This window comes from Micromonospora sp. 4G55 (genome assembly GCF_016803375.1).
The window spans coordinates 1-12355 of the sequence record NZ_JAEVHN010000138.1 but is presented as its reverse complement, the minus strand read 5'-3'; the positions used below and the strand labels follow the sequence as shown (position 1 = coordinate 12355).

8 protein-coding genes and 3 pseudogenes are annotated in these 12355 nt (G+C 72.3%); 10 read left to right on the top strand and 1 reads right to left on the bottom strand.

Annotation, left to right across the window (positions count from 1 at the left end; all coding sequences use genetic code 11):
• The 7 genes and pseudogenes from JNW89_RS14185 to JNW89_RS14155 form a co-directional block, all read left to right on the top strand.
• Positions 1–447: pseudogene (locus tag JNW89_RS14185) on the top strand (DUF2520 domain-containing protein); the annotation flags it as partial.
• A pseudogene (panC, locus tag JNW89_RS14180) lies at positions 444–1290 on the top strand (pantoate--beta-alanine ligase). The pseudogenes JNW89_RS14185 and panC, both read left to right, overlap by 4 nt.
• Positions 1291–1324: 34 nt before the next feature.
• A complete protein-coding gene (gene panD / locus JNW89_RS14175; RefSeq protein WP_179802157.1) occupies positions 1325–1750 on the top strand; it encodes an aspartate 1-decarboxylase in 426 nt (141 codons plus the stop codon).
• An 89-nt stretch (positions 1751–1839) separates the two neighbouring features.
• Positions 1840–2736, top strand: coding sequence for a septum formation family protein (locus JNW89_RS14170; RefSeq protein WP_238449294.1), 897 nt, complete (start codon positions 1840–1842; stop codon positions 2734–2736).
• A 73-nt stretch (positions 2737–2809) separates the two neighbouring features.
• Entirely contained in the window at positions 2810–4504 is a 1695-nt protein-coding gene (locus JNW89_RS14165) for an L-aspartate oxidase (protein WP_238449293.1), read from the top strand.
• Between the two features lie 55 nt (positions 4505–4559).
• Positions 4560–5455 (top strand): annotated as a pseudogene (gene nadC, locus JNW89_RS14160) (carboxylating nicotinate-nucleotide diphosphorylase).
• A 93-nt stretch (positions 5456–5548) separates the two neighbouring features.
• Positions 5549–6307, top strand: coding sequence for a type III pantothenate kinase (locus JNW89_RS14155; protein ID WP_238449292.1), 759 nt, complete (start codon positions 5549–5551; stop codon positions 6305–6307).
• A 34-nt stretch (positions 6308–6341) separates the two neighbouring features.
• On the opposite strand, the gene JNW89_RS14150 is transcribed toward JNW89_RS14155, so the two are convergent.
• On the bottom strand, positions 6342–6800 hold the full coding sequence (locus JNW89_RS14150; protein ID WP_238449291.1) for a methyltransferase domain-containing protein: 459 nt from the start codon (positions 6798–6800) through the stop codon (positions 6342–6344).
• A gap of 371 nt (positions 6801–7171) precedes the next feature.
• On the opposite strand from JNW89_RS14150, the gene lysS reads away from it, so the two are divergent.
• The 3 genes from lysS (at position 7172) to JNW89_RS14135 (ending at position 12168) form a co-directional block, all read left to right on the top strand.
• On the top strand, positions 7172–8680 hold the full coding sequence (gene lysS / locus JNW89_RS14145; RefSeq protein ID WP_238449290.1) for a lysine--tRNA ligase: 1509 nt from the start codon (positions 7172–7174) through the stop codon (positions 8678–8680).
• A gap of 107 nt (positions 8681–8787) precedes the next feature.
• Positions 8788–9138 (top strand): Lsr2 family protein, encoded by a 351-nt coding sequence (locus tag JNW89_RS14140; RefSeq protein WP_238449289.1) that lies wholly within the window; start codon positions 8788–8790, stop codon positions 9136–9138.
• Between the two features lie 498 nt (positions 9139–9636).
• Entirely contained in the window at positions 9637–12168 is a 2532-nt protein-coding gene (locus tag JNW89_RS14135) for an ATP-dependent Clp protease ATP-binding subunit (RefSeq protein ID WP_154941388.1), read from the top strand.
• The last annotated feature ends 187 nt before the right edge of the window (positions 12169–12355 follow it).

Genomic DNA, 12355 nt, shown 5'->3' with positions numbered 1-12355 from the left:
TGCGCCCGCTCGCCGCCCGGCTCGTCGCCGACCTGGGCGGGGTGCCGGAGTGGGTCGGCGAGGCGGACCGCGCGCTCTACCACGCGGCGCTGGCGCAGCGGCGCGAACCACCTGGTGACCCTGGTCAACGAGGCGGCCGACCGGCTGCGCGACGCCGGGGTGGCCCAGCCCGAGAAGGTGCTGGCCCCGCTGCTGCGGGCGGCCCTGGAGAACGCGCTGCGGCTCGGCGACGACGCGCTGACCGGCCCGGTGTCCCGCGGTGACGCGGGCACCGTGCGGCGGCACCTGGACCGGCTGGCGGAGGTCGCCCCGGAATCGGTGGCCCCCTACCTGGCGTTGGCCCGACGGAGCGCGGATCGGGCGATCGCGGCCGGTCGGCTGCGGCCGGTGGACGCCGAGTCGCTGCTCGACGTGCTGGCCGGGATCCATCGGGAGGTGGCGGCATGACGGAGCTGGTGCACAGCCGGGCCGAGCTGGCCAAGGCGCGGGACGGACTCAAGGGCACCGTCGGCGTGGTGATGACCATGGGTGCGCTGCACTCGGGGCACGAGACGCTGCTGCGGGCGGCCCGGGAGCGGGCGGACCACGTGCTCGTCACGATCTTCGTCAACCCGCTGCAGTTCGGGCCCAACGAGGACTTCGACCGCTATCCGCGCACCCTCGACGCCGACCTGGAGATCTGCCGCCGGGCCGGGGCCGACGTGGTGTTCGCCCCCGCCGTGTCGGACATGTACCCGGACGGGCAGCCGGCGGTCCGGGTGAACCCGGGGCAGCTCGGCGAGGACCTGGAGGGGCAGAGCCGGCCCGGCTTCTTCCACGGGGTGCTCACCGTGGTCATGAAGCTGCTCCAGCTCACCCGCCCCGATCTCGCCTTCTTCGGCGAGAAGGACTACCAGCAGCTCACCCTGGTCCGCCGGATGGCCCGCGACCTGGACGTCCCGGTGGAGGTGGTCGGCGTGCCGACGTCCGCGAACCGGACGGACTGGCCCTGTCCAGCCGTAACCGCTACCTCTCGCCGGATCAGCGGCGGACGCGCTGAGCCTGTCGGCCGCGCTGCGGGCCGGCGCGACCGCCGCCGAGCAGGGCCGGGACGCCGGGGAGGTGCTGGCCGCCGCGCACCGGACGTTCGCCGCGGTGGGTGCCGACGCCCGGCTGGACTACCTGGTGCTCACCGATCCGGACCTGGAACCGGGGCCGGTGGCCGGCCCGGCCCGGCTGCTGGTCGCGGCCTGGGTGGGCGACACCCGCCTGATCGACAACATGGCGATCCGACTCGCCCCGCGTTCCTGACCACCTGACCACCACACCCGCTGAGAGGCGACCGATGTTCCGGACCATGCTCAAGTCGAAGATCCACCGGGCCACGGTGACCCAGGCCGATCTGCACTACGTCGGCTCGGTGACCGTGGACCAGGATCTGCTCGACGCCGCCGACCTGCTCCCCGGCGAGCAGGTGGCGATCGTGGACGTGACCAACGGGGCCCGGCTGGAGACGTACGTCATCCCCGGTGAGCGGGGCAGCGGGGTGATCGGCATCAACGGCGCGGCGGCGCACCTGGTGCACCCCGGCGACCTGGTCATCCTCATCTCGTACGGTCAGATGGACGACGCCGAGGCGCGCTCGTACCGGCCCCGGGTGGTGCACGTCGACGCCGACAACAAGGTCGTCGACCTGGGCGCCGACCCCGCCGCCGTGGCTCCCGGCACCGCCGGCGACCCCACCCCGAGCCCGCTGGCCGTGGTGGGCTGAGCGCACTTCCGGTCTGTCACCGGAAGGTCATTGTTGGTTACCCTGGGCGGACCGTCGGGATCGACGGTCGTCGGCTGGGGGAGGCCGCGATGCGCCGTGCGATGACGAGACCGGTCGCCGCGTTGGTCGCGGGGGTCCTGCTGGCCGGCTGCGCCGCCACCGCCGGGGTCGACGGGGACCTCACCGACGACTGGGCCGCCCCGGCGGCTGCCGGGCCGTTCACCCCGGAGGCCGGCGTCTGCCAGGTCGGCGACTTCACCGACACGGTCGCGCTGGACGCGTACGCGCCGGTGGACTGCGCCGCGGCGCACCGGGTGGAGACGGTGCACGTGGGGGGCCTTTTCGGCCGGCCGGGCGGATCCGCCCGCCACGGCTCGGCCGACCTGCGTGGCGCCTTCGCCGAGTGCGACGCGCGCGCCACCGGGTACGTCGGCGACGACTGGCGCGCCGGCCGGCTGCGGCTGGCCGTGGCGCTGCCCACCCGTCCCGGCTGGGCGGCCGGCTCCCGCTGGTACCGCTGCGACCTCAGCGAGTTGACCACCGTCGAGGCGGCGGCCGCCGTGGTGACCCGCACCGGCAGCCTGCGCGATGCCTTGAAGGGCCCGTCGCCGCTGCGCCTGGGCTGCCAGCGCACCCGCACCGGCACCGGCCGGGGCGTGCAGGTGCTGCTCCCGGCGGAGTGCGCCACCGCCCACGACGCCGAGTTCGTCGGGGTGTGGAAGGCGCCCGACCGGCCGTACCCGACCCGGGACGCCGACTGGCTGCCGCTCTACGCCGGCTGTCGCAGCGTCCTCGCCCGGTACGTCGGCGTGCCGGACGACGCCGACCTGCGCTTCCGCAGCGGGGTGGTGGTCCGCCCGCCCGGTGCCGGCCGCTGGCGGGCGGGTGACCGGGGTGTCCGCTGCCACCTCTGGCTCAGCGACCGGACGGTGACCGCCTCGCTCAAGGGCGCCGGCCCGGCCGGGCTGCCCGTCCGGACGAAGTAGCGGACGCCGTAGTCCAAACCACTCGTCGTGCCCCCGCCGCCCGGGATGAGGGGCGTTCGGGTTGACTGTGCTCATGGACCTTCCGACCGTCGACCTGCCGGCCCTGCCCCGACTGCTGGCCGCGCCCGCGCCCGGCTGGGTGGAGACGACCGACGTGATCGTGGTCGGTTCCGGGGTCGCCGGGCTCACCGCCGCGCTGCACCTGCGCGAGGCCGGCCTGCACGTCACGGTGGTCACCAAGGTCAACATCGACGAGGGCTCCACCCGGTGGGCGCAGGGCGGCATCGCGGCGGTGCTCGACCCGACCGACACCCCGGCCGCGCACGCCCACGACACCGAGATCGCCGGCGTCGGGCTCTGCGACCCGGCGGCCGTGCGGGTGCTGGTGGAGGAGGGGCCGACCCGGCTCCGCGAGCTGATGCGCATCGGCGCGGAGTTCGACCGCAACCCGGACGGGTCGCTGATGCTCACCCGGGAGGGCGGGCACCGGGCGGACCGGATCGTGCACGCCGGCGGCGACGCCACCGGCGCCGAGGTGCAGCGCGCGCTGCACGCGGCGGTCCGCCGCGACCCGTGGATCCGCCTCGTCGAGCACGCCCTGGTGCTGGACCTGCTGCGCGCCCCCGGCGACGGCCCGGACGGCCTCGGCCCGGCCTGCGGCATCACCCTGCACGTGCTCGGCGAGGGCAGCGAGGACGGCGTCGGCGCGCTGCTCGCCCGGGCGGTGGTGCTGGCCACCGGCGGGATGGGGCAGATCTTCTCGGCGACCACCAACCCGGCCGTCTCGACCGGCGACGGGGTGGCCCTGGCCATGCGGGCCGGCGCGGCGGTCACCGACGTGGAGTTCGTCCAGTTCCACCCGACCGCGCTGATCGTGCCGCAGGCGGCCCGGGTGCCCGGCGCCGGCCTCGCCCAGCAGCCGCTGGTCTCCGAGGCGCTGCGCGGTGAGGGCGCCCACCTGGTCGACGGTGACGGCAAGCGGTTCATGGTCGGCCAGCACGAGCTGGCCGAACTGGCCCCCCGGGACGTGGTGGCCAAGGGCATCCACCGGGTGCTGCTGGCCACCGGCGCGGACCACGTCTGGCTGGACGCCCGGCACCTGGGCGGCGACTTCCTGGCCGGGCGGTTCCCCACCATCGTCGCCTCCTGCCTGGCCATCGGCGTGGACCCGGCCACCGATTTGATCCCGGTCGCTCCGGCGGCCCACTACGCCTCCGGCGGCGTCCGGACCGACCTGCACGGCCGCACCTCCATCCCCGGCCTGTACGCCTGCGGCGAGGTCGCCTGCACCGGCGTGCACGGCGCCAACCGGCTGGCCAGCAACTCGCTGCTGGAGGGGCTGGTCTTCTCCCGCCGGATCGCCGAGGACATCGCCGCCGGGCTGCCCGAGCAGGCCCGACCGGCGGAGACGGGCGCGTGGGTGGGCGGCGAGGGCTGGGTGGCGCCGGCCGAGGGCACGTCGGCGCTCCAGCGGGCGATGACCCGGGGCGCCGGCGTGCTGCGGTCCGCCGCCACGTTGACCGGGACCGCCGCCGTCCTGGGCGAGCTGGGCCTGGACCGGGGCACTCCGCGTACCGCCGACTGGGAGGCGACGAACCTGCTCACCGTGGCGTCGACCCTGGTCGCCGCCGCGTACGCCCGCCAGGAGACCCGGGGGTGCCACTGGCGGGAGGACTTCCCGGCCGCCGACGAGCGGTGGCGGGGCCATCTGCTCGGTGCGGTCGGTGCGCAGGGTCGGTTGACGTCTCGGTGGGAGGAGTCGGCGTGAGCGCGAGGAGTGAGTCGGTCTTGCGAGCCCCGCAGTGGCGAACGAAGGTGGTCCGGTGAGGGAGTCGACGGAGCAGGCGTTGCGGGCCGGTGGCCTGGACCCGGCGCAGGTGCGGTCGGTCGTCGTGGGGGCGCTCGCCGAGGACCTGGGGCCGGACTTCCTCGACGTGACCAGCGTGGCCACCATCCCCGACACGCAGACCGACACCGCCGACGTGGTCGCCCGCGCCGACGGGGTGGTGGCCGGGCTGGCCGTGGCCGCCGCGGCCTTCGAGCTGGTCGGCGAGGTGACCGGTGCGGGCCGTACCGTCGAGGTGTCGCTGGTGGCCCGGGACGGGCAGCGGGTGGCGCGCGGCGACGTGCTGGCCACGGTGACCGCCCGACCCGGCTGCTGCTCACCGCCGAGCGCACGGCACTCAACCTGCTCAGCCGGATGTCCGGGGTGGCCACCCACACCCGGGCCTGGGCCGACGCCCTGGCCGGTACGAAGGCGATGGTGCTGGACACCCGCAAGACCACCCCGGGCCTGCGCGCCCTGGAGAAGTACGCGGTGCGCGCCGGCGGCGGCACGAACAAGCGGATGGGTCTGCACGACGTCGCCATGATCAAGGACAACCACAAGTTCGCCGCGGGCGGTATCGCGCCCGCCTTCCGCCGGGTCCGGGAGGCGTTCCCCGACGTGCCGGTGCAGGTGGAGGTCGACACCGTCGCCGAGGCGGTGGAGGCGGTCGAGGCCGGCGCGGACTTCCTGCTGCTGGACAACATGACCCCGGAGACGCTGCGGGAGGTGGTCGCCCGGGTGGGCGACCGGGCGGAGCTGGAGGCGACCGGCGGGCTCACCCTCGCGGTGGCGGCCGAGTACGCGGCCACCGGTGTGGACTTCCTGTCGGTGGGCGCGCTCACCCACTCCTCGCCGATCCTGGACATCGCGCTGGACCTGCGGACGCGCTGAGCCCGGGCGCGGTGAGCCCGGCGCGGTGGGGCCGGGCCGGGCGGCCGGCGGCTCGGCGGGTTCGACCCGCCGGGAGGCGTCTAGGCTGCGCGTGTGCTGCTCTGCATCGACATCGGAAACACCAACACCGTGCTGGCGACCTTCGACGGCGACAAGCTGGTGCACTCCTGGCGGATCAAGACCGACGCCCGGTCCACGGCGGACGAGCTGGGTCTGATGTTTCGCGGGCTGCTCGCCGGTGACGCGGTGGAGATCACCGGGGTGGCGGCCTGCTCCACGGTTCCGGCGGCGCTGCGCTCGCTGCGGTCCATGCTGGCCCGCTACTACGCCGACCTGCCGAGCGTGATCGTCGAGCCGGGGGTGCGCACCGGCGTCCAGCTCGCGATCGACAACCCCAAGGAGGTCGGCTCGGACCGGGTGGTCAACACCCTCGCCGCGTACACCCTCTACGGCGGTCCGTCGATCGTGGTCGACTTCGGCACCACCACGAACTTCGACGTGATCAGCGGCCGGGGGGAGTTCCTCGGCGGCGCCTTCGCCCCGGGCATCGAGATCTCGTTCGACGCCCTGGCCGCCCGGGCCGCCCAGCTGCGCAAGGTGGAGGCGACCAAGCCCCGGTCGGTGATCGGCAAGAACACCGTCGAGTGCCTCCAGTCCGGCCTCTACTTCGGCTTCGCGGGGCAGGTCGACCGGATCGTCGAGCGGATGGTCGAGGAGCTGGGCGAGGTGAAGGCGGTGATCGCCACCGGCGGGCTGGCCTCGGTGGTGATCGGCGAGTGCCGCACCATCACCCACCACGAGCCGATGATCACCCTGATCGGCCTGCGGATGGTCTACGAGCGCAACACCTGACCCCGGCCGCCGGGGCCGGGCGCCGCCCGGGGGCTCAGCGCCGCCGGGCCCGGAAGACGAGCGTCCGGTACGGCAGCTCGACCGTCTCCCGCCCGGCCAGGTCGGGGTGGGTGGCGAACAGTTCCCGCAGCTCCGAGTCGACCCGCTGCCGTTGCCGCGGCGTGGCGGTCAGCCAGTTCGAGCGGGTACGCAGCATGCCGACCACCTCGTCCGGGGTCAGCGTGGCCCGGTGGGCGAACTCGCCCAGTTCGACCGGGTCGAAGGCCGGACCGAAGTCGGTGATCTTCTCGGTCAGGTCGCCGGCGTCGTCGTGGATCTCGGCGATCCGGTCCAGCTCGGCCACCCAGCCGACGCTCCCGTCCCGGGTGTTCCAGATCGGGGCGAACGTCCCGCCCGCCCGGAGCACCCGGGCGATCTCGACGTGCGCCCGCTCCTTGTCGAACCAGTGGTAGGCCTGCCCCACCAGGACCGCGTCGGCCGTCCCGTCCGGCACCGGCACCGCCTCGGCGCTGCCGGCCAGGGCGTGCTGCCCGGCGTGGCGGCGGCCAACTGGGCCCGCATCCCCGGATCGGGCTCCACCGGCAGCACCTCGTGGCCCAAATCCAGGATCGCGCGGCTGAGGATGCCGGTGCCGGCGCCGAGGTCGACCACCCGGGCCGGCGCCTCGACGTTCGCCAGGGCCCAGCGGACGGCGGCCTGCGGATAGCGGGGCCGGAACCGGTCGTAGTCGGTGGCGGCCGCCCCGAAGGACAGCGCGTGAGTGGGGTCGGTCATGGGCGGCAGGTTATCCCGTAACGGCGACCTGGGCGCTTGAGTACGCTCGGGGGCTGACCCCGCCGATATCTCCTTTCTGAGGACAGTGCCGTGATCGAGCAGAACGCCGTGCCAGTGGATCCCGCCGACGACCTTCCCGAGCAGATGAAGGTCCGCCGGGAGAAGCGGGACCGGATGCTCGCCGAGGGCATCGAGCCGTACCCGGTCGGTTTCCCCCGGACCAGCACGCTGGCGGAGGTCCGCGCGAAGTACGCCGAGCTGCCCACCGACACCGCCACCGGCGACCAGGTCTCGGTCACCGGTCGCGTGATCTTCGTACGGAACACCGGCAAGCTCTGCTTCGCGACGCTGCGCGACGGCGACGGCACCGAGCTCCAGGCCATGCTCTCCCTGGACCGGGTGGGCGCCGAGCGGCTGGAGGACTGGAAGCGCCTGGTCGACCTCGGTGACCACGTCGGGGTGACCGGTGAGGTCATCACCAGCCGCCGGGGCGAGCTGTCCGTGCTGGCCCAGGAGTGGGCGGTCACCGCCAAGGCGCTGCGCCCGCTGCCGGTGGCGCACAAGCCGTTGAGCGAGGAGGCCCGGGTCCGCCAGCGCTACGTCGACCTGGTCGTCCGCCCGCAGGCGCGGCAGATGGTGCGTACCCGGGCGGCGGCGGTGCGCAGCCTGCGCGATTCGCTGCACGGGCAGGGATTCATCGAGGTCGAGACCCCGATGCTGCAGTTGCTGCACGGCGGGGCGGCGGCCCGCCCATTCGTGACCCACAGCAATGCGTTGAACACCGATCTGTATCTGCGAATCGCGCCGGAACTGTTTCTCAAGCGGGCCGTGGTCGGCGGCGTCGACCGGGTCTTCGAGATCAACCGCAACTTCCGTAATGAGGGCGTGGACTCTTCGCACTCGCCGGAGTTCGCGATGCTGGAGACCTACCAGGCGTACGGCGACTACGACACGATGGCCGAGCTGACCCGCAATCTGGTGCAGCAGGCGGCGATCGCGGTCAGCGGCTCGACCGTGGTGACCCACGCCGACGGCCACGAGTTCGACCTGGGCGGCGAGTGGCGCTCGGTGACGCTGTTCGGGGTGCTTTCCGAGGCGCTCGGCGAGGAGGTCACGGTCCGCACCGAACGGTCCCGCCTGGTGGAGTACGCCGACAAGGTGGGGCTCGCCGTGGACCCGAAGTGGGGGCCGGGCAAGCTGGCCGAGGAACTGTTCGAGGAACTGGTCGTGCCGGGCCTGCAGGCCCCCACCTTCGTGCGCGACTACCCGGAGGAGACCAGCCCGCTGACCCGGGCGCACCGCAGCGAGCCGGGGCTGGCCGAGAAGTGGGACCTCTACGTGCTCGGCTTCGAGCTGGGCACCGCGTACTCCGAATTGGTGGACCCGGTGGTGCAGCGGGAGCGGCTGGTCGCCCAGGCGCAGTTGGCCGCCCGCGGCGACGACGAGGCCATGCGGCTGGACGAGGACTTTCTGCGCGCGATGGAGTACGGAATGCCGCCGGCCGGCGGTATGGGAATGGGAATCGACCGGCTTCTGATGGCGCTGACCGGTCTCGGAATTCGGGAGACCATCCTCTTCCCGTTGGTCCGCCCGGAGTGAGTGGGAAGCTTCTCCGGCTCGTTACCGCATCCTATTGACGCGTCGAGCGGCACGCGGGTTATTGTGCTCCTATTGCAGGAGCACCCTGCTCGAAAGGAATGTGGGACGTGGCCAAGCAGATCATTCACAAGCTGGTCGATGACCTGGACGGCGGGGACGCGGACGAGACCGTCAAGTTCGCCCTCGACGGCGTTCAGTACGAGATCGACCTGTCGAACTCCAACGCCGCAAAATTGCGCGAGGCATTCGCGCAGTACGTGGGGGCGGGCACCCGGGTCGGTCGGGGCGGCGTGGTCGTGGGTGGCCGGGCCGCGCGGGGCCGGGGCGGCGCCACGGCCGATCGCGAGCAGAACAAGGCGATCCGGGCCTGGGCCAAGAAGTCCGGCAAGGAGATCTCCGACCGGGGCCGCATCCCGCAGGAGATCGTCGACGAGTACCACGCCAAGGCGGGTCACTGACACCAGCGCCAGGGGCGACACGACGCCGGGCCGGAGCACCACTCCGGGCCGGCGTCGCCGTTTTCCCGGCCGGTGGGGCGCCGGGGTCGGGTGTGCTCGCTGTGACGAACGGGGCTGCGTTGGCCCGGAGTTGCCTCGTGCGACGCCGGGCGGCGGTGCCGGCGGGCGGGGGAAGATTCCCGCCGGGGGCGGCGTTGTCCACAGGCGGTGGAGAATCTGTCCACAACCTGTGGACGAGCCACCGGTCCGCCGGGGAGCTTCCGCACCCGGGGCGAATTTCGCTCTGCGCGTACAGGTCGGGGTCCCGGAACACCTCCTGAGCGCGGATGGTTGGTCAAAACGACGTCAGAACGGCTCATCGCGGGGACACACGACCTCAGCGGAGTCGGTCGACGGCGATAGAGTAAGGAGGCACGGACGCCCGTCCCGGACGTCCGCGCACCGGCCCCGCCAAGATCTTGAACATCAAGGCGCACGGCACGTGAGGAGCACGAGGGCATGTTCGAGCGGTTCACCGACCGAGCGCGACGGGTTGTCGTCCTGGCCCAAGAAGAGGCCCGGATGCTCAACCACAACTACATCGGTACGGAGCACATCCTGCTGGGCCTGATCCACGAAGGTGAAGGCGTCGCGGCAAAGGCCCTGGAGAGCCTCGGCATCTCCCTCGAGGGCGTCCGCCAGCAGGTCGAGGAGATCATCGGCCAGGGCCAGCAGGCGCCGAGCGGGCACATCCCGTTCACGCCGCGGGCCAAGAAGGTGCTGGAGCTGTCGCTGCGCGAGGCGCTGCAGCTCGGCCACAACTACATCGGCACGGAGCACATCCTGCTCGGTCTGATCCGCGAGGGTGAGGGCGTCGCCGCCCAGGTGCTGGTCAAGCTCGGTGCGGACCTCAACCGGGTCCGCCAGCAGGTGATCCAGCTGCTCTCCGGCTACCAGGGCAAGGAGCCGGCCGCGGCGGGCGCCGCGCCGGGTGAGGCCGCGCCGTCGACCAGCCTCGTGCTGGACCAGTTCGGCCGCAACCTGACCCAGGCCGCCCGCGAGGGCAAGCTCGACCCGGTGATCGGGCGCGAGAAGGAAATCGAGCGGGTCATGCAGGTGCTCTCCCGCCGTACCAAGAACAACCCGGTCCTGATCGGTGAGCCCGGCGTCGGCAAGACCGCCGTGGTGGAGGGGCTGTCCCAGAAGATCATCAAGGGCGAGGTGCCCGAGACGCTCAAGGACAAGCAGCTCTACACGCTGGACCTCGGCGCCCTGGTCGCCGGTTCCCGCTACCGCGGTGACTTCGAGGAGCGCCTCAAGAAGGTGCTCAAGGAGATCCGCACGCGCGGCGACATCATCCTGTTCATCGACGAGATCCACACCCTGGTGGGTGCGGGTGCCGCCGAGGGCGCGATCGACGCGGCGAGCATCCTCAAGCCGATGCTGGCCCGTGGCGAGCTGCAGACCATCGGCGCGACCACTCTCGACGAGTACCGCAAGCACCTGGAGAAGGACGCCGCTCTCGAGCGCCGCTTCCAGCCGATCCAGGTGGGTGAGCCGTCGCTGGCCCACACCATCGAGATCCTCAAGGGGCTGCGCGACCGGTACGAGGCGCACCACCGGGTGAGCATCACCGACGCCGCCCTGGTGGCCGCCGCGACCCTGGCCGACCGGTACATCTCGGACCGCTTCCTGCCGGACAAGGCGATCGACCTGATCGACGAGGCCGGTGCCCGGATGCGGATCCGTCGGATGACCGCGCCGCCAGACCTGCGTGACTTCGACGAGCGCATCGCCCAGGTGCGCCGCGACAAGGAGTCCGCGATCGACGCGCAGGACTTCGAGCGCGCCGCCCAGCTGCGTGACAAGGAGAAGCAGCTCCTCGGTCAGAAGGCGCAGCGGGAGAAGGAGTGGAAGGCCGGTGACCTGGACGTCGTCAGCGAGGTCGACGACGAGCAGATCGCCGAGGTGCTCGGCAACTGGACCGGTATCCCGGTCTACAAGCTGACCGAGGAGGAGACCTCGCGCCTGCTGCGCATGGAGGACGAGCTGCACAAGCGCGTCATCGGCCAGGAGGACGCGGTCAAGGCGGTCTCGAAGGCGATCCGGCGTACCCGGGCCGGCCTGAAGGACCCGAAGCGTCCGTCCGGCTCGTTCATCTTCGCCGGCCCGTCCGGCGTGGGTAAGACCGAGCTCTCCAAGGCGCTGGCCGAGTTCCTGTTCGGCAGCGAGGACGCCCTCATCCAGCTGGACATGTCCGAGTTCCACGACCGCTACACGGTCTCCCGGCTGGTGGGTGCCCCTCCCGGCTACGTCGGGTACGACGAGGGTGGTCAGCTGACCGAGAAGGTGCGGCGTCGGCCGTTCTCGGTGGTCCTCTTCGACGAGATCGAGAAGGCCCACCCGGACGTGTTCAACACGCTGCTCCAGATCCTGGAGGACGGTCGGCTCACCGACGGTCAGGGTCGGATCGTGGACTTCAAGAACACGGTCATCATCCTGACCACCAACCTCGGTACCCGTGACGTCGCCAAGGCGGTGTCGCTGGGCTTCCAGGCCTCTGAGGACTCCGAGTCGAACTACGACCGGATGAAGCAGAAGGTCAACGACGAGCTCAAGCAGCACTTCCGGCCTGAGTTCCTGAACCGGATCGACGACACCATCGTCTTCCACCAGCTGCGGCAGAGCGAGATCCTCTCGATCGTGGACATCATGATCGCCCGGATCGAGACGCAGCTGCGCAACAAGGACATGGGCCTGGAGCTGACCGACAACGCCAAGAAGTACCTGGCGAAGAAGGGCTTCGACCCGGTGCTGGGCGCCCGTCCGCTGCGTCGCACGATCCAGCGCGACATCGAGGACAACCTGTCCGAGCGGATCCTCTTCAACGAGCTGACCCCGGGTCAGATCGTGGTGGTGGACTGCGAGGGCGACCCGGAGAACATCGACAAGTCCAAGCTGGTCTTCCGCGGCTCGGACCGGCCGGCCGAGGTGCCGGACGCCGTTCCGGCCGACCTCGGTGGCGCGGCCACCGCGGGGGCGGACGAGTAAGGACGACAGCACGAGGGCGGCGGCCCCGGACGGCGAGAGCCATCCGGGGGCGCCGCCTTTTGCGTGTCCGCCCCTCACCACCGGCCGCGTGATCCACTCGCTTTGCGGCGTGTCGCGGTGTCCCCGGGCGCCGGGGCACCGCAACACGCCGCAAACGGTGTCGATCACCGGCCCAGGGTGGTCCGGC